This is a genomic window from Streptomyces sp. NBC_01428 (assembly GCF_036231965.1).
In the GTDB taxonomy this organism is placed as follows: domain Bacteria; phylum Actinomycetota; class Actinomycetes; order Streptomycetales; family Streptomycetaceae; genus Streptomyces.
In genome coordinates this window covers 6,620,579-6,647,297 of the sequence record NZ_CP109499.1, presented here as the reverse complement: position 1 = coordinate 6,647,297, position 26,719 = coordinate 6,620,579, and the positions used below count along the sequence as shown (strand labels likewise).

The 26,719-nt window shown below is 72.5% G+C and carries 23 protein-coding genes and 1 pseudogene; 6 read left to right on the top strand and 18 right to left on the bottom strand.

Annotation, left to right across the window (positions count from 1 at the left end):
* Positions 1 to 95 precede the first annotated feature (95 nt).
* Entirely contained in the window at positions 96 to 1,310 is a 1,215-nt protein-coding gene (locus tag OG406_RS28735) for a glycoside hydrolase domain-containing protein (RefSeq protein WP_329188520.1), read from the bottom strand.
* Here OG406_RS28735 and OG406_RS39455 point away from each other — a divergent pair.
* Both OG406_RS39455 and OG406_RS28730 read left to right on the top strand, forming a co-directional pair.
* Positions 1,309 to 1,491, top strand: coding sequence for a trp operon leader peptide (locus OG406_RS39455; protein ID WP_351490481.1), 183 nt, complete (start codon positions 1,309 to 1,311; stop codon positions 1,489 to 1,491). The two genes, OG406_RS28735 and OG406_RS39455, sit on opposite strands and share 2 nt — an antisense overlap.
* A 109-nt stretch (positions 1,492 to 1,600) precedes the next feature.
* Positions 1,601 to 3,502, top strand: coding sequence for an anthranilate synthase family protein (locus OG406_RS28730; RefSeq protein WP_329188519.1), 1,902 nt, complete (start codon positions 1,601 to 1,603; stop codon positions 3,500 to 3,502).
* Here the strand turns inward: OG406_RS28730 and OG406_RS28725 are convergent.
* The 5 genes and pseudogenes from OG406_RS28725 to OG406_RS28705 form a co-directional block, all read right to left on the bottom strand.
* Positions 3,454 to 4,449, bottom strand: a complete 996-nt coding sequence (locus OG406_RS28725; protein ID WP_164373950.1) for a 2-hydroxyacid dehydrogenase — start codon at positions 4,447 to 4,449, stop codon at positions 3,454 to 3,456. The genes OG406_RS28730 and OG406_RS28725 overlap by 49 nt on opposite strands.
* 111 nt (positions 4,450 to 4,560) lie before the next feature.
* Complete coding sequence (locus tag OG406_RS28720; RefSeq protein WP_267050571.1) at positions 4,561 to 5,589, bottom strand: 6-phosphofructokinase; 1,029 nt, start codon at positions 5,587 to 5,589, stop codon at positions 4,561 to 4,563.
* Positions 5,590 to 5,740: 151 nt separating this feature from the next.
* Positions 5,741 to 6,442: a response regulator gene (locus OG406_RS28715; RefSeq protein WP_203661002.1), complete on the bottom strand. Its 702-nt coding sequence runs from the start codon at positions 6,440 to 6,442 to the stop codon at positions 5,741 to 5,743.
* Between the two features lie 19 nt (positions 6,443 to 6,461).
* Positions 6,462 to 7,688 carry a MacS family sensor histidine kinase gene (gene macS, locus OG406_RS28710; RefSeq protein WP_164373949.1) on the bottom strand — a complete coding sequence of 409 codons (1,227 nt, stop codon included), beginning with the start codon at positions 7,686 to 7,688 and terminating at the stop codon, positions 6,462 to 6,464.
* A 266-nt stretch (positions 7,689 to 7,954) separates the two neighbouring features.
* Positions 7,955 to 8,746: pseudogene (locus tag OG406_RS28705) on the bottom strand (lysophospholipid acyltransferase family protein); the annotation flags it as partial.
* 158 nt (positions 8,747 to 8,904) lie between these two features.
* Here OG406_RS28705 and OG406_RS28700 point away from each other — a divergent pair.
* Positions 8,905 to 9,714 carry an alpha/beta hydrolase gene (locus OG406_RS28700; protein ID WP_081216774.1) on the top strand — a complete coding sequence of 270 codons (810 nt, stop codon included), beginning with the start codon at positions 8,905 to 8,907 and terminating at the stop codon, positions 9,712 to 9,714.
* 193 nt (positions 9,715 to 9,907) lie between these two features.
* Entirely contained in the window at positions 9,908 to 10,540 is a 633-nt protein-coding gene (locus tag OG406_RS28695; protein WP_443067153.1) for a hypothetical protein, read from the top strand.
* Between the two features lie 62 nt (positions 10,541 to 10,602).
* On the opposite strand, the gene OG406_RS28690 is transcribed toward OG406_RS28695, so the two are convergent.
* The 6 genes from OG406_RS28690 to OG406_RS28665 all read right to left on the bottom strand — a co-directional run bounded on the left by OG406_RS28690 (position 10,603) and on the right by OG406_RS28665 (position 16,209).
* On the bottom strand, positions 10,603 to 11,367 hold the full coding sequence (locus OG406_RS28690) for an endonuclease/exonuclease/phosphatase family protein (protein ID WP_267050575.1): 765 nt from the start codon (positions 11,365 to 11,367) through the stop codon (positions 10,603 to 10,605).
* Between the two features lie 242 nt (positions 11,368 to 11,609).
* Entirely contained in the window at positions 11,610 to 12,563 is a 954-nt protein-coding gene (locus OG406_RS28685) for an ROK family glucokinase (protein ID WP_081216777.1), read from the bottom strand.
* A 54-nt stretch (positions 12,564 to 12,617) separates the two neighbouring features.
* The gene (locus OG406_RS28680; protein WP_164373946.1) at positions 12,618 to 13,103 is read right to left on the bottom strand and encodes a DUF5304 domain-containing protein; all 486 of its coding nucleotides are present in this window, start codon (positions 13,101 to 13,103) and stop codon (positions 12,618 to 12,620) included.
* Positions 13,104 to 13,230: 127 nt separating this feature from the next.
* On the bottom strand, positions 13,231 to 14,400 hold the full coding sequence (locus OG406_RS28675) for an ArsA family ATPase (RefSeq protein WP_164373945.1): 1,170 nt from the start codon (positions 14,398 to 14,400) through the stop codon (positions 13,231 to 13,233).
* A 489-nt stretch (positions 14,401 to 14,889) separates the two neighbouring features.
* Positions 14,890 to 15,330: an SRPBCC family protein gene (locus OG406_RS28670; protein WP_081216780.1), complete on the bottom strand. Its 441-nt coding sequence runs from the start codon at positions 15,328 to 15,330 to the stop codon at positions 14,890 to 14,892.
* Positions 15,331 to 15,453: 123 nt separating this feature from the next.
* On the bottom strand, positions 15,454 to 16,209 hold the full coding sequence (locus OG406_RS28665) for a metallophosphoesterase family protein (RefSeq protein WP_164373944.1): 756 nt from the start codon (positions 16,207 to 16,209) through the stop codon (positions 15,454 to 15,456).
* Positions 16,210 to 16,547: 338 nt separating this feature from the next.
* On the opposite strand from OG406_RS28665, the gene OG406_RS28660 reads away from it, so the two are divergent.
* A complete protein-coding gene (locus OG406_RS28660) occupies positions 16,548 to 18,344 on the top strand; it encodes an AMP-dependent synthetase/ligase (RefSeq protein WP_164373943.1) in 1,797 nt (598 codons plus the stop codon).
* A 187-nt stretch (positions 18,345 to 18,531) separates the two neighbouring features.
* On the opposite strand, the gene OG406_RS28655 is transcribed toward OG406_RS28660, so the two are convergent.
* Positions 18,532 to 19,674 (bottom strand): glycosyltransferase family 4 protein, encoded by a 1,143-nt coding sequence (locus OG406_RS28655; RefSeq protein WP_329188514.1) that lies wholly within the window; start codon positions 19,672 to 19,674, stop codon positions 18,532 to 18,534.
* A gap of 141 nt (positions 19,675 to 19,815) precedes the next feature.
* Here OG406_RS28655 and OG406_RS28650 point away from each other — a divergent pair, with 141 nt between their 5' ends.
* A complete protein-coding gene (locus OG406_RS28650) occupies positions 19,816 to 21,057 on the top strand; it encodes a glycosyltransferase family 87 protein (RefSeq protein WP_329188512.1) in 1,242 nt (413 codons plus the stop codon).
* Between the two features lie 75 nt (positions 21,058 to 21,132).
* Here the strand turns inward: OG406_RS28650 and OG406_RS28645 are convergent, their stop codons facing one another.
* The 5 genes from OG406_RS28645 to OG406_RS28625 all read right to left on the bottom strand — a co-directional run bounded on the left by OG406_RS28645 (position 21,133) and on the right by OG406_RS28625 (position 26,665).
* The gene (locus OG406_RS28645; RefSeq protein WP_329188511.1) at positions 21,133 to 22,332 is read right to left on the bottom strand and encodes a hypothetical protein; all 1,200 of its coding nucleotides are present in this window, start codon (positions 22,330 to 22,332) and stop codon (positions 21,133 to 21,135) included.
* A gap of 91 nt (positions 22,333 to 22,423) precedes the next feature.
* Positions 22,424 to 23,446, bottom strand: coding sequence for a C40 family peptidase (locus OG406_RS28640; protein ID WP_326843353.1), 1,023 nt, complete (start codon positions 23,444 to 23,446; stop codon positions 22,424 to 22,426).
* A 242-nt stretch (positions 23,447 to 23,688) separates the two neighbouring features.
* A complete protein-coding gene (locus tag OG406_RS28635) occupies positions 23,689 to 24,720 on the bottom strand; it encodes a C40 family peptidase (RefSeq protein ID WP_266848948.1) in 1,032 nt (343 codons plus the stop codon).
* Positions 24,721 to 25,040: 320 nt separating this feature from the next.
* Complete coding sequence (locus tag OG406_RS28630) at positions 25,041 to 26,390, bottom strand: NYN domain-containing protein (RefSeq protein ID WP_329188508.1); 1,350 nt, start codon at positions 26,388 to 26,390, stop codon at positions 25,041 to 25,043.
* 35 nt (positions 26,391 to 26,425) lie between these two features.
* Positions 26,426 to 26,665, bottom strand: a complete 240-nt coding sequence (locus tag OG406_RS28625) for a hypothetical protein (RefSeq protein WP_081216788.1) — start codon at positions 26,663 to 26,665, stop codon at positions 26,426 to 26,428.
* Between the last annotated feature and the right edge of the window lie 54 nt (positions 26,666 to 26,719).

Genomic DNA, 26,719 nt, shown 5'->3' with positions numbered 1-26,719 from the left:
GCTCATCAATTGAGACGAACCCCGCTCGATCGGAGCGGCTCCGGGTGGCCGTACGCGCCTCGCGGCGGCCCCCCGGAGCCGGTCCGACGGGAGGGCTAGTCGACGTCGAGGCGGTCGCGGTCGATGGAGATGGTCACGCCGCCGTGGGTCTCGGTGGTGTCGCCGACGTACTGGTGGATGCGCTGGTGCTTGGCCCACAGGGTCGAGGAGATCGACGCGTCGGAGGTGGTCGACGTGCCGTTCCAGCGGGCGAAGTGGATCACGTCGGGCAGGGTGACGTCGGCCCGGTTGGCGATCAGGTCGGCGACGAGGGACGAGGTGTTGCCGTACGCGCCCGAGCGGTAGCCCAGCGCGTGCAGGCGCTCGGTGTAGGCGTCGATGTAGCCGAGCACCTGGGCGGTGACCGTCTTGCCGGGCTCGTAGTGCTCCAGGTCGTTGTAGAGCACCGTGCCCTTGCCGAAGCCGAGCGCCGCCGCCTGTGCCGCGGCGTCGTCGGCGGCGGCGGTGCCCTGCGCGACCGGGCTGGTGATGGCCGCGCAGCCGCCCCCGCAGCTGCCGCCGTCCGAGGAGGGCTGGCGGCCGACGTAGAGCGGGAAGAACCGCCAGCCGCGCGTGTACTGGGTGCGCACCCAGTCGGCCGTGAGGTGCTGCTGGGCGCAGGCGCGGTTGAGGCCGCCGATGTAGACGCCGATGGCGCCGTAGCCGGAGTTGTCGCGCCAGGCGTCCATCGCGGACTGGCTCGGGGCGGTGCAGGCGTCGAAGCCCTCGCCGCGGAAGGAGGTCGCGTCGGCGGGCAGCGCGGCGACGGCGGGCAGCGCGGCGGGGGCGCCGGGGGTCGCGGTGACGGGCAGCCCGGCGCTGCGCAGGATGTCCTGGATGCGGGTGCGGTCGTAGCCGTAGGCGGCGGTCACGGTGATGCGGTCGGCGGTGGCCCGGTAGGTGCGGGCGGTGGGGTTCTCGCTGACGGCGCTCGCCGCGGCCCGGGCGGGCTGGACGAGCAGGGCCTCGGTCCGGCCGCTGGCCCGGGCCGGACACTTCTGGTTGCCGCCCGGGGTGCCGAGGTAGACGGCGTGGCGGTCGAAGCGGACGCAGGCGTCGGGATGTTTCTCCAGGTCCACGATCTGCCAGGAGGCGGGGACGGTGAAGGCGTGACCGCGGTAGGAGACCTGGGTGACGTCCTCGGAGTCGGTCGGGCGCGGGGCCGACCGCGCGGCGCCGAGCGGCCCGGCGGCGAGGGCGGCGGCCGCGAGCAGCACGGTCAGCGTGCGGGCTCCGGTCCGGCGGGACTGTGGCGAGCGGGCAGGGGGCATGGCGGGCGCTCCTCGGTCGGTTCTTCTGTCTGGCCATCCATGGCCGGTGACCGCCTTCTCGGAACGCCGCGCGGAAGCGGTTCACGCTGTTGCCCGTTCCGGGGCGTCGGGTAAAGTGCGGCGCATGTACGCGCCGACGAACCAGAACTGGTGGTGGACCGCTCATCCGGCGGCCCACTGACTGCGCGTACGCACCACTTCGCGAAGGCCGCCCGAGGGGCGGCCTTCGGTGTTTGCGGACCCGGGTCGTTCCTCTCCGAGATGCACGATCCGAGAGAAGGACCGCACGCATGAACCTGCACGAGCTGCTGGACGATCCCCGCCCGTTCGCCCTCCTGCGCCGTCGCACCCCGGGCCACGACCACGACGTCGTGGAGCTGCTGCTGGGGCCGGTGCGCGAGGTGGAGCACCTCGCCGCCCTCCCCGACGAGTGCCTCGCGCTGATCCCGTTCCGGCAGATCCGGGAGCGCGCATTCGACGTCCGCGACGACGGCACCCCGCTCGCCGTGCTGGTCCCCGAGGAGCGCCACGAACTGCCGCTCGGGCAGGTGCTGGAGCAGTTGCCCGCGCACGACGTGCGGGTCGAGGGCGGCGGCTTCGACGTCGGCGACGAGGAGTACTCCCGGATCGTCGGGCGGGTGCTGCGCGAGGAGATCGGCAGCGGCGAGGGCGCGAACTTCGTGATCCGGCGGACGTACGAGGGGCGGATCCCGGGGTTCGGGCGGGCGGACGCGCTGGCCCTGTTCCGCAGGCTGCTGGAGGGCGAGCGCGGCGCGTACTGGACGTTCGTCGTGCACACCGGGGAGCGGACGCTGGTCGGGGCGAGCCCGGAGGTGCACGTGCGGATGTCCGGCGGGACCGTGGTGATGAACCCGATCAGCGGGACGTACCGCTACCCGGCCGGCGGCCCGACGCCCGAGGACCTGCTCGCCTTCCTCTCCGACGGCAAGGAGATCGAGGAGCTCTCGATGGTCGTCGACGAGGAACTGAAGATGATGTGCACCGTCGGCGACATGGGCGGCGTGGTGGTCGGGCCGCGGCTCAAGGAGATGGCCCATCTCGCACACACCGAGTACGAGTTGCGCGGCCGGTCCTCGCTGGACGTGCGGGAGGTGCTGCGGGAGACCCTGTTCGCGGCGACGGTCACCGGCTCGCCCGTGCAGAACGCGTGCCGGGTCATCGAGCGGCACGAGGTCGGAGGGCGCGGCTACTACGCGGGCGCGCTGGCCCTGCTCGGACGGGACCGGGGAGACGGGCCGGACGGCGCCGGCGGCGCGCAGACGCTCGACTCCCCGATCCTCATCCGGACCGCCGACATCGGCGCGGACGGCCGGCTGCGGGTGCCGGTCGGCGCCACGCTCGTCCGCGGATCGGACCCGGCGGGCGAGGTGGCCGAGACGCACGCGAAAGCGGCCGGGGTGCTGGCGGCCCTCGGGGTGCTGCCCGGCCGCCCGCGCCCGGACGGCGCTCGGCCCCGGCTGGGCGACGATCCGCGGGTCCGGGCGTCGCTGGACGGCCGGCGGGCCTCGCTCGCGCCGTTCTGGCTGCGGATGCAGGAGCGGTCCCCGGAACTGTCCGGGCACGCCCTGGTCGTGGACGCCGAGGACACCTTCACGGCGATGCTCGCGCACGTGCTGCGGTCGTCGGGGCTCGACGTGACGGTGCGCCGCTACGACGAGCCGGGGCTGCGGGAGGCCGTCCGCACGCACCGGGGACCGGTCGTCCTCGGCCCGGGCCCCGGTGACCCCCGCGACCTCGCGGACCCGAAGATGCGCCTCCTGCGGGCGCTCACCGCCGAGGTGATCCGGGAGCACCGGGACGGCGTCCTCGGTGTCTGCCTCGGGCACGAGCTGATCGCGGCCGAGCTGGGCCTCGACATCGTCCGCAAGGACGTGCCGTACCAGGGCGCGCAGACCGTGATCGACCTGTTCGGGCGGCAGGAGACCGTCGGTTTCTACAACAGCTTCACGGCCCGGTGCGACGAGGAGGCGCTGGTGGAGCTGTCGGCGCACGGCGTCGAGGTCAGCCGCGCGGCGAACGGCGAGGTGCACGCGCTGCGCGGACCGGGGTTCGCCGGCGTGCAGTTCCACCCGGAGTCGGTGCTGAGCCTGAACGGCGCGGCGGTCGTCCGGGAGCTGGTCGGTCAGCTGCGCGGCACCAGCACGTTCTCCGAGCGGCGGCCCTCCGCGTAGTCGACGACGTTGCGGACGGTGGCGTCGACGATCTGGCCGACGGCGTCGGCGGTGTAGTACGCCTGGTGCGAGGTGACCAGGACGTTCGGGAAGGTGACGAGGCGGGCCAGGGTGTCGTCCTCGACGGCTTCGAGGGACTTGTCGAGGAAGAACAGCCCGGCCTCCGCCTCGTACACGTCGAGGCCGACACCCGTGAAGCGGCCCTCGCGCAACTGGGCGACGAGGGCCCGGCTGTCGATGAGGCCGCCGCGGCTGGAGTTCACCAGGACGGCGTCGTCCTTCATCGTGCGCAGGGCGTCGGCGTCGATCAGGTGCTGGGTCTGCGGCATCAACGGCACGTGCAGGGAGATGAGGTCGGACTCGGCGAGGAGACGCTCCTTGGGGACGTACTCCATGCCGAGTTCGACGCAGGCGGGGTTCTCGGCGATGTCCCAGCCGAGCAGCTTCATGCCGAAGCCGTGGGCGATCCGGGTGAACGCCTCGCCGATCTTCCCGGTGCCGAGGACGCCCGCCGTGCGTCCGTGCATGTCGCGGCCCATCAGCCCGTCGAGCCGGAAGTCGAAGTCGCGGGTGCGGTTGGCGGCGCGCACGACCCGGCGGTTGACGGCCATCCCGAGAGTCCAGGCGAACTCGGCCACCGAGTAGGGCGAGTAGTACGAGACCCGGGCGACGGTCATGCCGAGGCGCTCGGCGACGTCCAGGTCGATGTTGTTGAAGCCGGTGGAGCGCTGGGCGACGAGCTGGGTGCCGCCGGCGGCGAGGGTCTGCAGGACCCGGTTTCCCAGGCCGCAGTTGACGCTGGTGGAGATCGCCTCGTGGCCCGCCGCGATGGGCGCGGTGTCCTCGGTGAGGAAGACGTCGAGACAGCGGACCTCGTGGCGTCCGGCGAAGGCCTTCTCGATCAGGGGCTTCTCGTCGGACTGGACGCCGAACGCCAGGATCTCCACCGGCTGCTCCCGTTCTGGAGGGTTATGGGCCGGATGCCGAATATACGGCCCGTCCCCTCAGGTCGCAGGGGCGGACGGAGGCGCGGTGGAGATCACGGCGCGGCGTCGCCGTCAGCCGAAGAAGACGCCGACCTCCTGGTACAGCGCCGGGTCGACGGTCTTCAGACGGGCGGTCGCCTCGGCGATGGGGACGCGGACGATGTCCGTGCCCCGCAGGGCGACCATCTTGCCGAAGTCACCGTCCCGGACGGCCTCGATGGCGTGCAGCCCGAAGCGGGTGGCGAGCCAGCGGTCGAAGGCACTGGGCGTCCCGCCGCGCTGGACGTGCCCGAGGACGGTGGTGCGCGCCTCCTTGCCGGTGCGCCGTTCGATCTCCTTGGCCAGCCACTCGCCGACACCGGAGAGCCGGACGTGCCCGAACGAGTCCAGCGTGCCGTCCTTGAGGACCATGTCGCCGTCCTTGGGCATCGCGCCCTCGGCGACGACGACGATCGGCGCGTACGACGCCTTGAAGCGGGAGGTCACCCAGGCGCAGACCTGCTCGACGTCGAAGCGCTGCTCGGGGATGAGGATGACGTTCGCGCCGCCGGCCAGGCCCGAGTGGATCGCGATCCAGCCCGCGTGGCGGCCCATCACCTCGCAGACGAGGACGCGCATGTGCGACTCGGCGGTGGTGTGGAGGCGGTCGATGGCCTCGGTCGCGATGCCGACCGCCGTGTCGAAGCCGAAGGTGTAGTCGGTGGCGGACAGGTCGTTGTCTATCGTCTTCGGCACGCCGACGATGTCGATGCCGTACTCGTCGCCGAGCCGCGCGGCGACACCCAGGGTGTCCTCGCCGCCGATCGCGATGAGCGCGTCGACGTCCTGCTTGACGAGGGTCTCCTTGATCCGGCGGATGCCGTTCTCCTGCTTGAGGGGATTGGTGCGCGAGGACCCGAGGATGGTGCCGCCGCGCGGCAGGATGCCCCGGACGGCGGGGATGTCCAGCCGGACCGTGTCGTCCTCCAGCGGCCCCCGCCAGCCGTCCCGGAAGCCGACGAACTCGTAGCCGTACTCCTGTACGCCCTTGCGGACGATGCCCCGGATGACGGCGTTGAGTCCGGGGCAGTCGCCGCCTCCGGTCAGTACTCCGACCCGCATGGAAAGTCCCTTCGCCGAGTGGCTGATGGACTCACGCTAAAGGTGACCCACGTCACTCCGGGATGGTGCGGATGGTCAATTCCGGTGCATTGTCGCGTAGTTGATCACCAGAGATCACCCGAAGGGGGACCTTGGGTGGTTATCGGGTGGTTTACTCGTCGTCCAGGCCGCGCTCGATGGCGTAGCGGACCAGCTCGACACGGTTGTGGAGCTGGAGCTTGCCCAGGGTGTTCTGCACGTGGTTCTGGACCGTGCGGTGCGAGATGACCAGACGCTCGGCGATCTGCTTGTAGCTCAGGCCCTTGGCGACCAGACGCAGCACCTCGGTCTCGCGGTCGGTCAGCTGCGGCGCCCGCGGCTCGTCGGCGCCCGCCGCCGTGACGGGCTCCGAGGCCAGTCGGCGGTACTCGCCGAGGACCAGCCCGGCGAGGCCGGGGGTGAACACCGGATCCCCGACGGCCGTCCGCCGCACGGCGTCGGTCAGCTCCTCGGTGGACGCGGACTTGAGGAGGTAGCCGGTCGCCCCGGACTTCACCGCCTCCAGCACGTCGGCGTGCTCGCCGCTGGCCGACAGGACGAGGACCCGCAGAGCCGGATCGGCGCCGACCAGTTCCTTGCAGACCTGGACACCGGGTTTGGCGGGCAGGTTCAGGTCGAGGACGAGGACGTCGGGGGCGACGGCCAGCGCGCGGCGCACGGCCTGCTCGCCGTCGCCCGCCGTGGCCACCACGTCGAAGCCGGCGGCCTCCAGGTCACGGGCCACGGCGTCCCGCCACATCGGGTGGTCGTCCACCACCATGACCCGCACGGGACCCTCGCCCGTCCGCCGCTCCTCCGCCGTGCCGTCCGTCATCGCCGTCCCCTCGTGTCCGTCATCGTGTGCTCGCCCTTCCCCGTGAGACCTTCGGTACCTTCAGCTCGACCTCCGTGCCCTGCCCGGGGACCGAGACCAGCTCCGCCGTGCCGCCCAGGTCGCGCAGCCGGCCGCGGATGGACAGCGCCACCCCGAGGCGGCCCTCTCCCTCGGCCTGCGCGAGCCGGCCCTCCGGGATGCCGGGGCCGTCGTCGCGCACGGTCACCACGACCTCGTCCGGTTCGTCCTCGACCAGGATCCAGGCGCGGGCGTCCGCGCCGACGTGCCTGCGGACGTTGTCCAGGGCGGCGCCGACGGCCGCCGCCAGCTCCCGCGCGGCGGCCGGGGTGAGCGGTACCGGAGCGCCGGGCTCGGAGAAGGTCACGCGCGCGGTGGCGTACGGGGCGAGCAGGGAGCGCAGGTCGACGGGGCCCACGGGGTCGTCCTCGTCGTCCGGTTCGTCGACCGCCCGCACGAGCGCGCCGAGCGCGGCGTCCTCCGACACCCGGGAGAGGGGCACCATCCCGCCCGACACCAGCGTGCGCAGCGCGACCTCCTGCTCGCCGGCCATCCGGCCGAGCTCGGCGGCCTCGCCGCCGAGCGTGCTGCCCCGCCGCTGCACCATCGCGAGGACCTGGAGCACGCCGTCGTGGATGTCCCGGGCGAGCCGCTCGCGCTCACGGGTGGCGGCCTCGATCTCCAGGGCGCGGGCGAGGGTGCGCTCCGAGGCGCGGGCCACCTCGACGACGTAGCCGATCGCGATGGAGGCGACCCAGACGAGGATCACGTTGTGCACGGTGTCGCGGGTCGGGGCGCCCCGCTCGACGAGGTTGGCCGCCGCGACGAGGGTGGAGGCGAACGCCGCCCACCGCCAGCCGCCCTTGATCGCGAACGCCAGGACGGCGCCTGCCGTCCATATCGACGGCAGCGTCGGCCCTCCCCCGTCGATGCGCGAGCCCGCGTCGGCGACCCGGGTGAGCAGGATTCCGGTCAGCGCGACGGTGAGGTCGGCGGCGAGGAACGGCTTGGTGCAGTGGACCGCGCCGGCGACCCTCGGCAGGGTGGCCAGGGTCCAGACGAACAGCACGGCGAAGTAGGTGACGGCCACCCAGGGGCGGGTGAAGTGGTCGTAGGCGGTGGCGAACAGCCCGACCGCGTAGAACATGGTCAGCACCCGGTACGCGGTCAGGGCACGCCACAGCGGCTGCTCGACCGACATCCTCATGACTCTCTCGCGCTTGGCCATGTCTCCCCCACCCCACACTGCCGACGTCCTGACGGACGCTCCCGGCGGGCGGACCGTTCCCGTCCGCGCCGGTCCGGCTTCCCCCGCGCCGGGCGGCCCTCGGCCCGCCCGGAGGTCTCCGGGGCGCCGCTCCCCCGCTAGGCGTCCTTGTGCCCGCTGTCCTTCGCCGCGCCGTCCGCGCCGTCCGCGGCGTTCCTGTCGCTCTCGGCGTTCTCGGCGTTCTCGGCGTTCTTCGCCGCGCCGCCCTCGTCCTCGACGAGCTTCAGCTCGGCGCGCCTCTGCTCGGCGGCCCGCTGTTCGGCCGCTTCCGCCGCCGCCTGCTTCTCGGCCTGCGCGAGCGCCGCCTTCTCCGCCTTCTCGGCCTTCTCCTCTTCCTTCTCGGCCTTGGCCGCCTCCGCGATCTGCCGCTTGGCGGCCGTCGCGTAGATGTCGACGTACTCCTGGCCGGAGAGCTTCATGATCTCGTACATGACCTCGTCGGTCACCGCGCGGAGCACGAAACGGTCGTGCTCCATGCCGTTGTACCGGCTGAAGTCCAGCGGCTTGCCGATGCGGATGCCCGGACGCATCAGCTTGGGCATCACCTTCCCCGGCGGCTGGATCTTCTCGGTGTCGATCATCGCGACGGGGATGACGGGTGCGCCGGTGGCCAGCGCCACGCGCGCGAGGCCGCCCGGCTTGCCGCGGTACAGCCGCCCGTCGGGCGAGCGGGTGCCCTCCGGATAGATGCCGAACAGCTCTCCGCGCTCGATGACGTCTATCCCGCTCTTGACGGCCGCCTCACCCGCGCCGCGGGCGCCGGAACGGTCCACCGGGAGCTGGCCGACGCCCTTGAAGAACGCGGCGGTCATCCGGCCCTTGAGACCGGGCGTCGTGAAGTACTCCGCCTTGGCGATGAAGGTGACCTTGCGGTCGAGGATCGCGGGAAGGAAGAACGAGTCCGAGAACGACAGGTGATTGCTCGCCAGGATGGCGGCCCCCTCGGCAGGGATGTTCTCGAGGCCTTCCACCCAGGGCCTGAAGGCGAGCTTCAGTGACCCTCCGATGGAAAACTTCATTGCGCCGTAGATCACCCGAGTGCCTCCTGAGTCGTGGATCAGACCTTAACCCGGAGCACTGTCAAAGGCTCCGACGACCCTGGTCGGTGTCAGTACCGTCGCGTACGGTGAAGCAGACCTGGGGTCGTTCCCGTCCTTCTCACGAACAGGAGACCGAGGTGCCGGTCCTTCCTGGAGCCGAGCCGTTCCGCCACGAGGGCGGAGAGGTCGGAGTCCTCCTCTGCCACGGTTTCACCGGCTCCCCGCAGTCACTGCGCCCCTGGGCGGAGTACCTGTCCGAGCGCGGCCTCACCGTCGCGCTCCCCCTGCTGCCCGGGCACGGCACCCGCTGGGAGGACATGCAGCTCACCGGCTGGCAGGACTGGTACGCGGAGGTCGACCGCGAGCTGCGCTCCCTGCGCGAGAGGTGCTCGCGGGTCTTCGTGTTCGGTCTCTCCATGGGCGGCGCGCTGGCCCTGCGGCTCGCCGCCCGGCACGGCGACGAGATCAGCGGCATCGTGGTCGTCAACCCGCTGAACAAGGTGCACGGCCTCGCGGCCTACGCCCTGCCGGTCGTCCGGCACCTCGTCCCCTCCACGAAGGGCATCGCGAGCGACATCGCGAAGGAGGGCTCCGAGGAGCTCGGCTACACACGCGTGCCGCTGCACGCCGCGCACTCGATGCGGAAACTGTGCGCCGTCGTCGACGCGGAACTGCCGCAGGTCACGCAGCCGCTCCTGCTGCTGCACAGCCTCCAGGACCATGTCGTCTCCCCCGCCGACGCGGCCCGCATCCTCGGCCGGGTGTCGTCCACGGACGTGACGGAGTCCGTCCTGGAACAGAGCTACCACGTCGCGACGTTGGACCACGATGCGGACCGGATCTTCGAGGAGAGCTACGCCTTCGTCACCCGGCTCGCTCCCGGGGCGGACAAGGAGTCCGGCCCGGGTCAGGTGGGTCAGCAGGAAGGGACGGCAGCCGGTGGCTGAGCAGGACGCGGACCGCGGCGATTCCGAGGAGAAGGGCGTTCCCGTCGGCGAGCCCCTCGACGGGGCTCTCGGCGAGGGGATCGGGGAGTCGCGCGCCGAGCCGCTCGGAGAACCGCTGGCGGAGCCCCTCGGTGACACCCGCGCGCAGGCCCCGGGCGACGCGGGCGGGGAGTCGCCGGGCGACGAACAGAGCGTGCCGTTCGACGAGGAGGCCGCCTGGCAGTCGATCGTCGAGGGCTACGGCGAGGAGCCGCCGGACCCGCCCGGCGCGAAGCCGTTCAAGTCCGTGGAGGACCTGGCACTGCTGGACCCCGAGACGAACGACGGCCCCGACGACGGCGGCAGGTCCGGCAAGCGTGGCGGGACGGCCGCGGACGCCCAGGACGACGAGGACGGGAGCGGGGCGGAGGACGCCACCGGTGCCGCTTCCCCTTCGGACGCCTCGACCGGCGGGAAGCCCCCGGCCGCCAAGGCCCTCGGCAGCTCGGTGGCCTTCGCGCCCGGTGTGGGCGGCGTCGGCGGCCCGCGTGACCACACCGCGCCCGAGCCGGCGGAGGGCGACTTCGACGAGGACGACGAGGGCCACTTCGTGCCGCCCGAGCCGCCCCCGCTGCCGGCCGCGGACACGACCGCGAAGTTCGCCTGGCTCGGCGTGCTCGGCGGACCCACCCTGCTGCTGCTCGCCGTACTGCTCGGCTGGGACATGACGTGGTGGCTCAGCACCCTCGGCATCGGCGGCTTCCTCGGCGGCTTCGCCACCCTGGTGACCCGCATGCAGACCGACGACGACGATCCGGACGACCCGGGCCGCGGCGCGGTGGTCTGAGACCCCGCACCGTCTGAACCCCGCACCGCGCGGCACCGGGCGGCGACGAGCTACGACATGCGTCAGGACGCGGGCACTCTGAGGGCGGCCAGCACGGGCAGGTGGTCCGTGGCCGCCCTCAGGTCCGCCTCCGTGATGCCGGGCAGGCCGAGCGGGACGCCGCAGCCCAGGACCTCCACCCCGGGCGTCGCGAAGATCGCGTCGATGCGGCGCTCCGGTTCCGTCCGCGTCCAGGTGTTCTCCGCGCCCCAGGGGCGGGTCACCCAGCCGTCCTGGAGCGCGCCCGCGACACGGCGGAACGTCGGCCCGGTCGGACGCTCGTTGAGGTCGCCGCCCGCGACGGCGTACGGGGTTCCGAGGCCGGCCAGCCGGTCGAGCAGCAGACCGCCGTGCGCCGCGCGCTCGTCCTTGTGCAGCGACAGATGACAGCTCAGCACACCGATCCGGGCTCCCCCGAAGCGGACCACGGCCGTGGCGAAGCCGCGCCGGTGCCGGCCGGGCATCCGCGGGAGCAGCACGTCCTCGGTGCGTTCGACGGTGGCCCGCAGGGAGCACAGCAGCGCGGGCCCCGAGGTGGTGGCGCCGCCGGAGAGCATCACCTGGCCGGAGGCGGCGGCCAGGCGTGCGAGCTTCTTGCGCCACCGGAAGAAGCGCGGCGCCTCCTGGATCAGCACGAGGTCCGGGGCGCAGGCGGTGATCACACGGGCGAGCGCCGCGGTGTCGTCACGCATCGAGCGGATGTTGTAACTGAGCACCCGGATCACTGCCGAACCGTCGGGTTCGGTGCGGGACGCGGGCAGCGGACTGGCGGTGGGGCTGGTCGGCATGGCGATCAAGATACGCGTTGCGGCGGTGCCGGACGGGCCGAAAGGCGGAAGGGCGGAACGCGCGACGCGGGCCCGGGCTCCTCGGTACCGGCGTTCGCGCTCGGCCCCGATCGCCTCCGACCCGGCCTCGATCCGCGCAGGGCGTCCGGCCGGGGCAGCCGGGGCGGGCGCGGGCCGGGAACGACGGAGCCCGCCGGCCCCGTGGGGGTCGGCGGGCTCCGCTGTACGGCAGAAGAGGCGCGTTACATGATCGGGTCGGGCTCCCGGGCCAGGTCGGCCGCGCCGACCAGCCCCGCCTTGTTGCCCAGCTGGGCGGCGATCACATCGGCGACCGGGCGCCAGTTGCCCCCCACCAGCCAGCGCTTGTACGACTTCCGGATCGGGTCGAGAACCAGCTCGCCCTCGTCCGAGAGGCCGCCGCCGACGATGAAGGCGGACGGGTCGAACAGCGACGCGAGGTCGGCGAGACCCGCGCCGGCCCAGCGGGCCAGCTCACGGTAGGAGTCCACCGCCACCGGGTCGCCCTGCCGGGCGGCCATCGAGATGTGCTTGCCCTCGATGCCGTCGGGGGAACCGTCGCCGAGGCCCAGCAGGACCTCCGCGGCCTCCGGGGTGGCGTTCGCCCGCTGCTTGGCGTAGCGGACGAGGGCGCGCCCGGACGCGTACTGCTCCCAGCACCCCTGCGAGCCGCAGCCGCACAGCAGGCCGTCCGGGACCATCCGGATGTGGCCGAACTCGGCGGCCACGCCGAAGTGCCCCCGGCGCAGCTTGTTGCCGATGATGATGCCGCCGCCGAGGCCGGTGCCCAGGGTGATGCAGATGACGTTGCGGTGCCCCTTGCCCGCACCGAACTTGTACTCCCCCCACGCGGCCGCGTTCGCGTCGTTCTCCACGACGACCGGCAGGCCCACGCGCTGCTCGACCTCGGCCTTGAGCGGCTCCTGGCGCCAGTCGATGTTCGGCGCGAAGTACACCGTCGAGCGCTGGCGGTTCACGTATCCGGCGGCACCGATGCCGACGCCCACGATGTCGTGACCGGCCCGCGCGCCCTCCACGGCCGAGGCGATGGCGTCCACGATGGCCTGCGGCGTGCTGGGAGTCGGCACCTTGTGCGTCGAGAGGATGTTGCCTTCCTCGTCGACCACACCGGCCGCGATCTTCGTGCCGCCGATATCGACGCCGATGGTGAGTCCCATGAATCCCTCAGTTTCGGTCGAGCCCCGCTACGGGCAACCGTACCCGAGCGACCTTTAGTCCAGGTCGATGTGTTCCCCTGGACCGGGCTCCTCGTCACGAGATCCGGTGTCTCGGGTGGTCCAGCGCCGCTCCTGCGTCTCGACGGCCGAGCGGTAGGCGGCGAGCAGTTCGGTGCCCGCGGCGGCGAGATGGTCGAAGACGTCCGGGTTGCGCTCGATCACCGGTTCGACGGCGGCCCTGGCCTGCTGGACGACCTGGTTGACCATCTGCTGGGCGGTGCCCGAGGCGACCGCGCCGAACAGCGGCGACTGGATCCCGGAGAGCTTGTCGGCGACGGCGTCGACGAGCTTGCGCAGTTCCTCGGCGGCGGAGCCGGGGGGCGGGCCGTGCTGGGTGCGGCGGCGGGCCTGTTCCTCCGCTAGGTCCTCGGCGCACGCCGTCGCCCAGGCGTCGGCGTCCGTCGCGTGCGCCTCATCGACGCGCACCTCGTCGGCCGTCTCCTCCTGAGCGGCGTCGGATGGGGGGCGCTCTTCGCTCATGGCGGACTCCTGCCTACGTGTTCGTGCCTTCGACGTTACCCGAACGGCGGTACACCGTTCACCGTCCCGACGGCCCCGATCAGGACCGGGGCACGTCCTTCGGCCACGTCGCCTGCCGCGTCCCCGCTCAGGTGCCGCGCGGCCACAGGCCGGGGTCCGGCGCGAAGCGGATGCGCAGCTCTCCCTCGCGCAGGGCCGCGCCGGCCACGGTGCAGCGGCGCAGCGCGGACGGCAGCGGCACGATCCGGCGGAAGGGGCCGACGGTGACGACGAGTTCGTCGCCGCGCCGGATGAGGTCGAGTTCGTCGCGTATCGCGCCGGGCAGCGGGATGTTCCAGACGAGGACGCCGTCGTCGGCGAGACGGTCGACGACGGGCCACTCGACGGGGGTGGGCGCGGTGTTGACGGCCGGTACGGGCAGCGCGGCGAGGTCGTGCGGGCCGCGCGGGTCGTGGCCCGCGTGCGGGACCTCGTGGAGGTCGTACGCGTCCTGCCACTCGTCCAGGGCCTTGCGCTGCTGGGCGGCGAGGGCCGCGAGCCAGGTGTCGTTGGTGGCGCCCGGCAGGACCCGGTTCGCCACCAGGGTGTCGACGGGCAGGCCGCGCAGGGCCAGGGCGGTGGCCGCGGTGCGGACGGCGTCGGCACCGGCGGGGCCCGGCTCGGCGACCAGGCGCACGGTCGTGGCGCGGTCCTCGACGACGGCCTGTACGGCGGCCAGCTCGACGTCCCAGCGGGCTGCCGTCTCGTACAGCCACTCGGCGGGCATCGGGACGCCCGCGAGCCGACCGAGGACGGGGCGCAGGGCGCGGGCCGCCTGACGCTCGGGCGGGAGCAGGCGGCGCAGGTAGCGGCGGAGTTCCTCGGGCAGGGCGAGGAGGGCGAGGGCCTGCGGAGCGGGCGGCAGGTCCACGACGAGGAGGTCGTACGCGTCCGACAGCGCGGCGTCGCGCAGGGCCCTGAGCAGGGCGAGCTCCTCGGCGCCGGGCAGCGGCGTGACCTCCTCGGCGTCCAGACGGGAGGCGCCGAGCAGGTCGAGGGCGGTGGTGGCGCGCTGCTGGAACGCGGTGAGGTCGTCGCGGAAGCGGGCGGCCGCGTCGGGGCGCCAGGCGGTGAGATGGGGGGCGGCCTCGACGGGGTCCGGGCCGGTGGGGACGCCGAGGACGGCGCCGAGGGTGTCGGTGCGGTCGGCGGTGAGCACCAGGGTGCGGGTGCCCTCGCGGGCCGCCTTCAGCGCGGTGGCCGCGGCGACGGTGGTACGGCCGGTGCCGCCCTGGCCGGTGATCAGGATGGTGCGCATGGGGGTGAACGGTACCGGTACCGGGCCGGGGGCCTCTGCCGGTCTCGGGCCGGGGCCTGTGCGGATACCGGGCCGGGGGCCTGTCGCGGTCTCGGGTGCGGTCCGGTGGGTGGGTCGGGGCCGCGCCGGTGCATCCGCCCGTCGCCGCTGCATCAGACCTCAGTCATCAACACCCGGCTGCTCGATCCGGACGTAAGCGACGGGCATCCGATGTACCGGCACGGCCCCTCCCGCCGGACGCCGACCGCGGGCCGTGCGTGGCCGGGGCTCGCCCCTTCCGCCGGATCCCGGGTGCGGGCAGAGCCTTCAGCGCTTCGAGCGGGGAAAAATCAGCCCCTCCGGCGTTTGAGGAGCGGGGTCTGGGGCGGAGCCCCAGGTCGGGACGGGTAGGGGCGGAGGGGGCGAGGAAAGGGTGGGCCCTGACGGGCGGGGCCTCCCGGGCTCACCGGGGTAAGTGCGTGGGCCGGGAGAGCGGGCGCCCCTGGGTGGCTAGGCCGTTTCTTCGACGCGCTTCTTCAGGCCCGCCAGCGCCCGGTCGATGATGACCTTCTCGGCCTTGCGCTTGATCATCCCGAGCATCGGGATCTTGACGTCGACGGTGAGCCGGTAGGTCACCTCGGTCGCCCCGGCACCGACGGCCGCGAGCAGGTACGAGCCGTCGAGCGAGCGCAGCATCTGGGACTTGACCAGGGTCCAGGAGACCTCGTGGTCCCCGGTCCAGGTGTAGCCGAGGGTCTGGTCGTCCTTGATGGCGCCGGCGTCCATGACGAGGCGGACCTGTTCCGCGCGGCCCTGCGCGTCCGTCTTCAGCACCTCGGCCTCCTTCACCTCACCCGTCCAGTCCGGGTAGCGGGCGAAGTCGGCGATCACCGCCATGACCTCCTCCGGTGCCGCCTCGATCGTGATGCTCGAACTGGTGTGTTCCGCCATCGCGGTGGCTCCTCCAGATGCGGTCCGGTGAGGGAGGGTGGTGCGCACGTCTGTGCAGCGTGAAGGCTACCGCGCACAGCCACGGCCACCGTCACCCCGCCCGGCGTTCACCACCCCGGCGGCTCACCACTCCAGCACCCAGGGCCGGCCCGACCCCGCGAAGTGCCCCACATTCACGCATTCCGTCGCCCCGACGCGCATCCGGCGGGCGAGGGGCTGGTGGACGTGGCCGAAGAGCGCGTACCGGGGGCGCGTACGCCGGATCGCGTCCAGCAGGGCGCGGGATCCCCGCTCGAAGCGGCGCGCCACGGTGTCGTAGACCAGCTCCGGAACCTCCGGCGGGATGTGCGTGCAGAGCACGTCGACCTCGCCGACCGCCTCGATCTTGGCCGCGTACTCCTCGTCGCTGATCTCGTACGGGGTGCGCATCGGTGTCCGCAGTCCGCCGCCGACGAAGCCGAACACGCGGCCGCCGATCTCCACCCGCTCGCCGTCGAGGACGGTGGTACCGGGTCCGGCGTACTCCGGCCACAGGTTCGGCATGTCGACATTGCCGTAGGTGGCGTACGTCGGAGTGGGGAACGCGGCGAACATCTCGGCGTACTGCTTGCGTACGGCCTTCTCGATGGCGGCGGCCCGCTCGGTGCCGATGCCGGCCCACAGCCGGGCCCCGAACGCGCGGGCCTCCTCGAAGCGGCGGGCGGTGCGCAGCTCGACGATGCGGTCGGCGTTCTCCACGCCGAAGAGCTCGGGGAAGATGCCGCGGGAGTGGTCCGCGTAGTCCAGGAAGAGGACCAGGTCACCGAGGCAGACCAGGGCGTCAGCGCCGTCGCCGGCCCGGGCCAGGTCCCGGACGTTGCCATGCACGTCACTGACCACGTGAACGCGCGTCCTCGGGTTTCCGACCGGTGTGGGTGCCATGACGATCAAGCGTAGGCGTGTGCGGCAAACGTGAACAGAGGCGGCCGGACCTGCGATTACTGGCTGGCCGGGAAAGGCGTGGACTACTCTGCGCGAAGGAACGCCAACACGTGTGACGCATGGAACATCTCGCTCGACCCCCCTGTCGAAGAAGCCATACCGGCGGGTAACGTCCGGCCAGTCCAGTCGTACTCAGGATTTCAACCAGTGATCTTCCGAGTACCTGCCCGAGCCTTGGACCGCACCGTCGCATCACACAGAGTCGTGGCGTCGGCGCCCTATGAGGAGCAGCAGTCTTGCGCGAGTTCAGCCTTCCGGCTTTGTACGAGGTCCCCGCTGACGGAAATCTCACCGACATCGTCCGCAGAAACGCCGCGCAGCATCCCGACGTCGCCGTCATCGCGCGCAAGGTCGGCGGCACGTGGACGGACGTGAGCGCCACGACGTTCCTCGCCGAGGTGCGTGCCGCGGCCAAGGGCCTGATCGCCTCGGGCGTGCAGCCCGGGGACCGGGTCGCCCTGATGTCGCGTACCCGCTACGAGTGGACGCTGCTCGACTTCGCGATCTGGAGCGCCGGCGCGGTCACCGTCCCGGTGTACGAGACCAGCTCGGCCGAGCAGGTGCAGTGGATCCTCGGCGACTCGGGCGCGACCGCCTGCATCGTCGAGCTGGCCACGCACGCGGCCTCCGTCGAGTCGGTGCGCGACCACCTGCCCGCCCTCAAGCACGTCTGGCAGATCGAGGCCGGCGGCGTCGAGGAGCTGGGGCGTCTCGGTCACGACGTCAGTGACGCCGCCGTCGAGGAGCGCAGTTCGCTCGCCAAGGCGGACGATCCGGCGACCATTGTCTACACGTCCGGGACGACGGGCCGCCCCAAGGGCTGTGTCCTCACCCACCGTGCCTTCTTCGCCGAGTGCGGCAACATCGTGGAGCGACTGCGCCCGCTGTTCCGTACGGGCGAGTGCTCCGTGCTGCTCTTCCTCCCGCTCGCCCACGTCTTCGGACGGCTCGTGCAGGTCGCGCCGATGATGGCGCCGATCAAGCTGGGCTGTGTCCCGGACATCAAGAACCTCACGGACGAGCTGGCCTCGTTCCGGCCGACGCTGATCCTCGGTGTGCCGCGCGTCTTCGAGAAGGTCTACAACTCGGCGCGCGCCAAGGCCCAGGCGGACGGCAAGGGCAAGATCTTCGACAAGGCCGCGGACACGGCCATCGCGTACAGCCGGGCGCTGGACACTCCCTCGGGCCCGTCGCTCGGCCTGAAGATCAAGTACAAGACGTTCGACAAGCTCGTCTACAGCAAGCTGCGCGCGGTCCTCGGCGGACGCGGCGAGTACGCGATCTCGGGCGGCGCCCCGCTCGGCGAGCGGCTCGGCCACTTCTTCCGCGGCATCGGCTTCACGGTCCTGGAGGGCTACGGCCTCACCGAGTCCTGCGCGGCCACGGCCTTCAACCCGTGGGACCGCACGAAGATCGGCACGGTCGGCCAGCCGCTGCCCGGCTCCGTCATCCGCATCGCCGACGACGGCGAGGTGCTGCTGCACGGTGAGCACCTGTTCAAGGAGTACTGGAACAACGAGGGCGCGACCGCCGAGGCGCTGGCCGACGGCTGGTTCCACACCGGTGACATCGGCACCCTCGACGAGGACGGCTATCTCCGCATCACCGGCCGCAAGAAGGAGATCATCGTCACCGCCGGCGGCAAGAACGTCGCCCCGGCCGTGATCGAGGACCGCATCCGCGCGCACGCGCTGGTCGCCGAGTGCATGGTGGTCGGCGACGGACGCCCCTTCGTGGGCGCCCTCGTCACCGTCGACGAGGAGTTCCTGGTCCGGTGGGCCGAGGAGCACGGCAAGCCGGTCAGTTCGACCGCGGCGACGCTGCGCGAGGACCCGGACCTGCTCGCCGCCATCCAGGACGCGATCGACGACGGCAACGCGGCGGTGTCCAAGGCCGAGTCGGTCCGTAAGTTCCGCATCCTGGCGCACCAGTTCACCGAGGAGTCGGGGCACCTGACGCCGTCGCTGAAGCTGAAGCGGAATGTCGTCGCGAAGGACTACGCGAGCGAGATCGAGGCACTTTATCGGGGCTGATCCCCGAGCGCCGGAGTTACGGCCCCGGCCCCTTCCCGGCTGCGCCGCCGCACCCGCTGCGCAGCCGGGTTCCGCCGTGCGGGCGGATGCCGCTCCCGGGCGGACACCTCGTGGTGGTTGCTCGCGCAGTTCCCGGCGCCCCTGACGGGGCGCCAGGAATCCGGGCGCCGAACCCCCGTGGGCGGCTTCAGAGCAGCTCGCGCAGCCGTTCCGCCAGCAGGTCCCAGAGCCACTTCTCCTCGACCCAGGCGCGGCCCCGCTCCCCCATGCGGCGGCGGAGTTCGGGGTCGGCGAGCAGGGTGGTGACGCGGTCGGCGGTCTCCTCGGCGGAGCCGCCGTGGACGACCCAGCCCGTCTCACCGTCGAGCACTGCGTCGGGCGCGCCGCCCGAGTCGCCGGCCACCACCGGCAGGCCCGTCGCCGACGCCTCCAGGTACACGATGCCGAGCCCCTCGACGTCGAGGCCGCCCCGGCGCGTACGGCACGGCATCGCGAAGACGTCTCCGGCGCCGAAGTGCGCGGGCAGTTCCGACCAGGGCACCGCCCCGGTGAACCGGACCGACTCCGTCACCCCGGTGTCGCGGACGAGGGCGCGCAGGTCCTTCTCGTAGGGCCCGCCGCCGACGATCAGCAGCACCGCGTCCGGGTGCTTGGCCAGGACGCGGGGCATCGCGCGGACGAGGGTGTCCTGGCCCTTGCGCGGGACCAGGCGGGAGACGCAGACGACGACCGGCCGGTCGGTGAGGCCGAGCCGGGCGCGGACCTCCGCACCGCCGGACCCCGGGTGGAAGGTCCCCTCGTCGACGCCGGGCGGCAGCTGGACCATGCGCGCGGCGGCCTCGGGCGTCAGGGCGGCGGCGATGCGGGAGCGCGTGTACTCGCCGAGGTAGGTGATCGTGTCGGTGGACTCGCCGATGCGGCGCAGCAGGGTGCGTGCGGCGGGCAGCTGGGCCCAGCCGGCCTCGTGCCCGTGCGTGGTCGCCACGATGCGGCGGGCGCCCGCCCGGCGCAGCGCGGGTGCCATCAGGCCGAGCGGGGCGGCCGCCCCGAACCACACCGACGTACAGCCGTGTTCGCGCAGCAGGCCGGCCGCGCGGCGGGTGGCGCCGGGCGTCGGGAGCAGCATCGTCGTGCGGTCCCGTACGACGGTGAAGGGCTGCTCGGCGTCGAACGCCGCGGTCGCCTCGGCACCCTCGTGGCCGCGCTTCCACGTGGAGGCGTAGACGACGAGTTGTTCGGGGTCCAGGCGCAGCGCCATGTTGTGCAGGAAGGCCTGGATGCCGCCCGGACGGGGCGGGAAGTCGTTCGTCACGATCAGGGTCTTGTGCATCGTGTTCGACACTATCGAACCTATACTCACAGGTCGGCACGGCCGCGCTTGACGGCTCGCACACAGGCCGGCGCGTCACCCTGACTCCTCGAAGCACGGCGGCGACGCACACGGAATCCGGACGAAGAGGGCCAGGTGGGCATGACGGGCGCCAGTCGCGCGAGGGTGGCGCTGGGGATGACCGCGCTGCTCGGCATCTGGGCGCTGACCAGGGTGCTGCTGCTGCTCTTCGTCACCAAGGTCTACGTCTTCCCCGGCCCGGACGTCACGAGTGACGTGTCGGTGATCTACCAGGGCTGGTACGACGTGCTGCGGCACGGCTCGTTCCCCCGGCAGGACGTCACCTGGCAGTACCCGCCGGCCGCCGCCCTCGCGATCCTCTCCCCCGGCCTGCTGCCGTTCCTGGACTATCCGCACGCCTTCTTCGTGCTGGCCTTCGTCGCCGACCTGGTCGTCTTCGGGCTGCTCCTGTACGCGGGTTCGCGCTCCGGCAGCACGCGGCGGGGCACCTGGGTGTGGGTCATCGGCGTGCCGCTGCTCGGCCCGACCGTGTACGCCCGCTACGACCTGATGGTGACGGCCGTCGCGGTCGCGGCGCTGCTGGCCGGGGTGCGTCATCCGCGCGTGATGGGGGCGCTCGTCGCGTTCGGCGCGATGGTGAAGGTGTGGCCGGTGCTGCTGCTGGTCGGGGCCGTGCGGCGGCGCGCCTGGGGGTCGGCCGTGGTGACGGCGGCCGTGATCGCGGCGGTGTTCTGGATCACGATGCCCGGCGCGTTCGCCTTCCTGACCTTCCAGCGCGACCGCGGCACCGAGGTGGAGTCGCTCGGCTCCCTCGTCTTCCATGTGGCCCGGCACCACGGCTGGAACGGCCAGGTGCTGCTGAACTACGGCTCGGTGGAGTTCCTCGGCCCGCACGTCGACCTGGTGAGCACGGCGGCCCTGGTGCTGACCGCGCTCGCGTTCGGCTGGCTGCTGCTGTGGCGGCTGAGTGCCAGGCGGTTCCCGCCGCACACGCTCGCGGACGCCGCGTTCGTGGCCGTGCTGATGTTCACCGCGACCAGCCGGGTCATCAGCCCGCAGTACATGGTGTGGCTGGTCGGGCTCGCCGCGGTCTGCCTGTGCTTTCGCGCGAGCCGGATGGCGCTGCCCGCGGCCCTGGTGCTGATCGCCTGCTTCGTGACGGTGCTGGAGTTCCCGGTCTACTTCGCGGACGTCGTGGCCAGCGACACGCTCGGCATCACCCTGCTGGTCGTCCGCAACGGGCTGCTGGTCGCCGCCTCGCTGCTCGCGGCCCGGTCGCTGTGGCGCGGCACGGTCTCCGAGCCCGCGCCGGACCTCCCCGCTCAGCCGTCCCTCGCCAGGGAGACCCTGGCCTCCTCCTGAGGCCCCGTCCCCGACGGCCCACGTCCGCGACGGCAGGGCTGCGCACCGTACACGCGGGGACGGCGCGAGGCGGCGTCAGCCCAGTTGGTCCCGGAGGTAGTCCCGCCACTGCTCCGTGAACCGCTCCGGCGTCGTGTGCAGCACGTCCCGCAGCGCGTCCTCGACGGCGCCCGGGCGCTTGTGGTGCTCGCCCACGGCCCGGTAGAACGCGTTCAGGCTGTCCTCGCCCCAGTGGCCGGCGATCAGCCGGCAGGCCATCCAGCCGCCCTCGTAGGCCTGCGCCAGCGCGGTCGCGTCACCGCTGAACCCGAAGGCCTTGTCGTCGGGCAGGGCGGCCGGCACCTGCCCGTCCGCGACGGCCCGCCGCAGTTCGGAGGCGACCTGCCCGGGGGTCCGCCCGCTCCCCCCGTAGCCGACCCAGTCCGCGTACCCCTCGGAGAGCCACAGCGGGGTGGCGGCCGTGGTGCGGGCGCGGGTCGCGACATGCGTGCTCTCGTGGGTGAGCACGACCTGCTTGCCGAAGTCGCCGAGCACGCCGTACGCGTCCGGGTTGACGATGATCCGGTCCGCGGGCGCCTGCGCGGAACCCCCCACCTCACCGGTGGTGACCGCCGCGATCCCCCGGTACCCGGCCGCCGGAGCCCCGAGCAGCCCCGCCATCCCGTCCAGCGACTTCGGTACGAGGACGACGACGTGCCCGGCCCAGTCGGGGCCCCACGCCCGCGACACGGCGGGCACCGCGTGGTCCGCGAGAGCGGCGAAGGAACGCAGCCGCTCACCGGACTGCCCCACCCCGAGCACGAGGCTGTGCTTCCCGCGTGCGACCGCCACGGCCCCCTGCTCCCAGAGCTGGCGGCCGCTCCCGCCCGTGGGCTCGTCCGAGTCGACGTGCCAGGTCCCCGCGGTGCAGGTCAGATCCAGGGTGCGGCCGGCGGTCACCGGTGCCGTGTCGTAGCCCTCGATGCGGTAGCGGAGCTGGACGCGGGCCGTGGCCCGGTCGCCGGAGACGTTCAGCCGGTCCAGGTGGTAGGACCAGGCCGCGAGGGGCACCTCGCGCAGGTTGGCGAACTCGTCGGAGGCTGCCGACGGGTCGCCAGTGGCACGGTACGCGGACACGTCCCGGTCCAGGACGGCGGCGGCCCGCCGGTCGAGGACGCGCTGCACGGCGGCCGACGAGGCGGTGTCGGCGGACGGCCCGCCGGAGCAGCCGACGAGCACGGCGAGCAGCAGCACCAGGGAGAGCCCCGCCCGCGACGCACGTCTTCCACCGGCCACGTTCACGATCGTACGGTGCGCACGCCGTTCGGTCCGCTCCGTCGCGCGGGGCCCGGCCCCGGTGACGGGTCCCGGTCCGGCCGCGCGTCCGTCAGGGCCGGGTGACGGACGAGATCGGCATCATCCCGACCGGGTCGTAGCGCACCGGGGCGCCCGGGTAGGGCGCGTGGATCACCTGGCCGTTGCCCACGTACATCCCGACATGACTGGCGTCGGACCGGTAGGTGACGAGGTCGCCCGGCTGCGCCTGGGACAGCGGCACCTGGCGTCCGGCGTACCGCTGGGCCTGCGAGGTGCGCGGCAGGCCGACACCGGCCCGCGCGTAGGACCACTGCATGAGGCCCGAACAGTCGAAGCCGCCCGGCCCGTTCGCGCCCCAGACGTAGGGGCGGCCGAGGGCCGAGCGGGCGGCGGCGACAGCGGCGGCGGCGCGTCCGGAGGACGGAGCGTCGCTCCCGAAGCCGGGCAGGTCCGCGCGGGTCGAGCGCGAGGCGCGGTCGTAGGCGGCGCGGTCGGCGTCGGGCAGCGAGTTGAGCAGCCGGCGGGCCTTGGCGAGTTTCCGCTCGACGGTGCGCTTGTTATGGGCGACGGCCTTGCGGCTGCTCTCCAGCTCGGCGAGTTTCCCGCCGGCCTCCTCGCGTTTCTGGGAGAGGTCGCGCATCGCGATCTGGAGGTCGCGGAGTTCGCCTGCCTGGTGCGAGGTGATGCGGTCCAGGGCGGCGGCCTTGTCGAGGTAGTCGGCCGGGTCGTCGGAGAAGAGCAGGGCGAGCGAGGGGTCGATGCCGCCGGAGCGGTACTGGGCGCCGGCGAGCGAACCGAGCGCCTCCCGCATGGTGTTGATGCGGTCCTGCTGCCGGGCGATCTCGTCCTGCGCGGTGCCGATCTGCCGGCGCAGGGTGTCGGCGCGTTCGTCGGCCTTGTTGAACGCCTCGGTGGCCTTCTCCGCCTGGGTGTACAGGCGGTCCACCTCGGCGCGGGTGTCGTCCTGCGGTGCCGCGGAGGCGGGCAGGGTACCGAGTGCGGCTGCCGCCGCGGACATCACGCAGGCGGCGATGCCGAAGGCGCCGGCGCCCCGGTCGAAGCCGGTCGGTGCAAGGCGGCGATGGAACCCCACGAGTGGCCGCGCTCCCTTCCGCTGACGGTCCCCCGCCGTCGGGGGGAAACGCGCCAGACAGTAGCCGTGCCACCAGGCACCGGCCAAAGACCTCCGCGGGCACGCACAGTGACGCCCCGCCGGAGACGCAGGTCACCGACGGGGCGTGGGGTCAGCGGGAGTTGTCGCAATTCGCCCGTTTGGGCGGCGTGGCGACGGGTCCCTTCAGGCGGCGGAGGCAGGCTCCGGACCGCCCGTCCGGATCAGATCCGGACGCCGAACTGGAAGGGCATGTTGCCGATCGCCTCGTAGCGGACGACCGCGCCGGTGTGCGGGGCGTGCAGCACCTGGCCGTTGCCCGCGTAGAGACCGACGTGGTGGAAGTCGCCGTAGAAGATGACCAGGTCGCCGACCTGGAGGGCGCTCTGCGAGTAGATCCGGGTGCCGGCGTTGGCCTGGGCCTCGGAGGTGCGCGGTATGGAGACACCGGCCTGGGCGTAGGCCCAGGAGGTGAGGCCGGAGCAGTCGAAGGAGCTGGGGCCGGAGGCGCCGTAGACGTACGGCGAACCGATGGCGCCCTGAGCGGCGGCGAACGCGGAGCCGGCCCGGCCGGAGCCCTTGCTGCTGCCGAGGTTCACGCGCTCGGTGGCGCGGGTGGCGCGCTCCTGCTCCTTCGCGGCGAGCGCGGCCTTCTCCTTGGCCGTCAGCGAGTTCAGGAGCTTCTGGGCCTCGCCCAGCTTGCCCTGGACTTCCTTCTTCTTCTTCGCGAGCTCGGTCCGGGTGTCGGCGAGGTCCTTGAGCTTCTCGGAGGCCTCGGACCGCTGCTGGGCGAGCGAACGCTGCTTCTCCTGGACCTTCTTGAGCGACTCGACCTGCTGGGCGCTCAGCTGGTCCATGGCCGAGGCCTTGTCCAGGTAGCTGTCCGGGTCGGAGGAGAGGAAGAGCGCCACGGACGGGTCGATGCCGCCGGTGCGGTACTGGGCGCTGGCCATCGAACCGAGGCCGTCGCGCAGGGTGTTGAGGTCTTCCTGGCCGCGGGCGACGTTGTCCTGGAGGGAGCTGATCTCCTTCTGGAGCTTCTCCTGCTTCTCCTTGGCGCCGTCGAGCTTCTCCGTGGCCTTCTCGGCCTCTTCGTAGAGCTTGTCGACCTTGGCCTTGACCTCGTCCTTGCTGGGCTTCTCGGACGGCGCGGCATTGGCGACGTTGGCACTGAGGGCAACGGCGGCGGCGGCCGCGGTGGTGAGCACGGTCACACGGGTGCGGCTCGGCTGCTTGGGTCGACGGTGGGACGCCACGAAGGCGAGCTCCTTCTTCCTCCAGCCGCCTGCCGCGTCACGCCGACGGGCGGTGCCCCTCCACCGTCACTCCTGATGAGTGATCACCCTAGTTGGAGGTTCGAGCCATGACCCTAGTGACCTTCTTGTGATCAGTTCAAATCCAAACCTGAAAATTCTTTGTCACGGAGCGCATTCTTTGCATTCAACTCACGTGCAGTGATGTCCGCTTGACACTACGTCGCGTGAACACCGGACCAATTCGGGCATGAGGCCCAGAGGTTACGCATGGTGCGTAGGTGGCTCTTGCGACGTACACCCCAGATCGACGGGGCGTCGCCTCAGCCGCGCGTGAAGCGCTTGAGGAGGACCGCCGAGGCCACCGGGCGGGCGCCCGCCTTGGCGATGCCGTCGGCCACCTCACGGTCCGTGGACGCGACGATGACCGGCCGTCCCGGCGGCTCGGCGCGCACCAGCTGGCGGATCACCTCGTCCGCGGTGACCCCCGGCTTGGAGAACAGCACCCGCACCCCGCGCGGCGGCGCGAGCAGCACCGGTGCGGCCAGCTCGGCCCCGTCGAAGACACAGGTGACCTCGGCGCCGGTCTGCGCGGCCAGCTGCGAGAGCTGTCCGAGCAGTCTGAGCCGCTGCTTCTCCAGCGGCATCTGCGGATAGCCGGTCTTCGTGACGTTGTAGCCGTCGACGACCAGATGCGCCTGGGGCAGGGCGAGCAGCTGGTCCAGGATCGCGGGGTCGTTCTCCGACAGGGCGCGGGTCGCGATGTCCTTGGGCGTCATCCGCCCGGGCTCGACCGCCTCCACCGTCTCCGCGGGCCGCACCGAGACGGGCGGCAGCGCCAGCTCGCGGCGCAGGCCCTGAGCCGCGTCCAGCACCGTGTCGAGGAGCAGCCGCAGCCGCATGTCCTCGACGCTGCGCCCCTCGCGCGCGGCCTTGCGGCCGGCCTCCAGGGCCGCCTCGGCCTCGGCGAGGCGCGCCTTGAGCCGTCGGCTCTCGCTCTCGGCGGCGGACACCTGCGCCTGACTCTCCGCGCGCGCCGCGTCGGTCTCGGCCTGGAGCTTGCGCAGCGCGGCCTCGCCGCGCTTCACGTCACTGAGGGCCCCGCGCAGCTTGCGGTGAAGCGATTCCGCTTCCTTGCGGGCCGTGTCCAGTTCCGTGCGCAGCCGCTCGGTCTCGGTCCTGATCTGGCCGCGCGCCGCCGCGAGTTCCTCGCGCAGCCGCTCCAGCTCGGCCCGGCTCTCCTCGTCGGCGCGCTCGGCGTCCGCCCGCAGGGCCTCCTCGCCGGCGGCGGTCACCAGCTTCACCCAGCCCGCCGGGCGCAGAACATAGGCCGCGGCCGCCACGTCCAGCGGATCCGCGGCCGGAGGCGGCGCGGCCGAGTCGAGGGCCGCGGTCAGCTCGGGCTGCGTCTCTCTCAGCTTCTCGGCGATGCGCTGTCTGAACAGCGGGTCCGTCTCCAGCGCCGCCGCCATGGCGTTGCCGGCGAACTTGGCCCGCCGGCTCGGCGTGAAGCGGGCGTACTGCCGTAGCTGCGTGGGCAGTTCGGCCAGCGTCAGGCCGCCGAAACCGTCCGAGACGATCTGCACGACCCGTCGGCGCACACCGTCGGGCAGCGGACGATCGAGCACCTCGGCGGTGCCGTCGTCCGGCTCCCCGCCTGTGGTCTCCATCATCCGTCACCCCAATTATCCGTGCGGGGCCCGCTCCCTCAGGAGCCGGCGCCCGGCCTGTCCACGAGTTCGACCTGATCCACCGCGTTGCACCAGCGACACCGCACCGACTCGATGGTCTCACTGACCACCTCACGCTCCTCGACCTTCGGCTCACCGGCGAGGTCGAGGTGCACGTACTCGACGACCTTCGAGGAGCGGGTGACGTCGAAGCGCGTGAGGTTGCCGCAGAGCGAGCAGCGCCAGCGCGTCTTGGCGTCCGGCAGGGGAACCGTCATAGGGCAGTCGCTTCCTTCTAGTGTCCGTCCGGCACCGGTCTCCCGGTACATGTG

Bases quoted from the DNA above. Each gene is read 5' to 3' on its own strand.
- OG406_RS39455 (WP_351490481.1), top strand. From the start codon at position 1,309: ATGGCGGGCGCTCCTCGGTCGGTTCTTCTGTCTGGCCATCCATGGCCG.
- OG406_RS28735 (WP_329188520.1), bottom strand. From the start codon at position 1,310: ATGCCCCCTGCCCGCTCGCCACAGTCCCGCCGGACCGGAGCCCGCACG.
- OG406_RS28730 (WP_329188519.1), top strand. From the start codon at position 1,601: ATGAACCTGCACGAGCTGCTGGACGATCCCCGCCCGTTCGCCCTCCTG.
- OG406_RS28720 (WP_267050571.1), bottom strand. From the start codon at position 5,589: ATGCGGGTCGGAGTACTGACCGGAGGCGGCGACTGCCCCGGACTCAAC.
- OG406_RS28715 (WP_203661002.1), bottom strand. From the start codon at position 6,442: ATGACGGACGGCACGGCGGAGGAGCGGCGGACGGGCGAGGGTCCCGTG.
- macS (WP_164373949.1), bottom strand. From the start codon at position 7,688: ATGGCCAAGCGCGAGAGAGTCATGAGGATGTCGGTCGAGCAGCCGCTG.
- OG406_RS28690 (WP_267050575.1), bottom strand. From the start codon at position 11,367: ATGCCGACCAGCCCCACCGCCAGTCCGCTGCCCGCGTCCCGCACCGAA.
- OG406_RS28685 (WP_081216777.1), bottom strand. From the start codon at position 12,563: ATGGGACTCACCATCGGCGTCGATATCGGCGGCACGAAGATCGCGGCC.
- OG406_RS28680 (WP_164373946.1), bottom strand. From the start codon at position 13,103: ATGAGCGAAGAGCGCCCCCCATCCGACGCCGCTCAGGAGGAGACGGCC.
- OG406_RS28675 (WP_164373945.1), bottom strand. From the start codon at position 14,400: ATGCGCACCATCCTGATCACCGGCCAGGGCGGCACCGGCCGTACCACC.
- OG406_RS28670 (WP_081216780.1), bottom strand. From the start codon at position 15,330: ATGGCGGAACACACCAGTTCGAGCATCACGATCGAGGCGGCACCGGAG.
- OG406_RS28655 (WP_329188514.1), bottom strand. From the start codon at position 19,674: ATGCACAAGACCCTGATCGTGACGAACGACTTCCCGCCCCGTCCGGGC.
- OG406_RS28650 (WP_329188512.1), top strand. From the start codon at position 19,816: ATGACGGGCGCCAGTCGCGCGAGGGTGGCGCTGGGGATGACCGCGCTG.
- OG406_RS28630 (WP_329188508.1), bottom strand. From the start codon at position 26,390: ATGATGGAGACCACAGGCGGGGAGCCGGACGACGGCACCGCCGAGGTG.
- OG406_RS28625 (WP_081216788.1), bottom strand. From the start codon at position 26,665: ATGACGGTTCCCCTGCCGGACGCCAAGACGCGCTGGCGCTGCTCGCTC.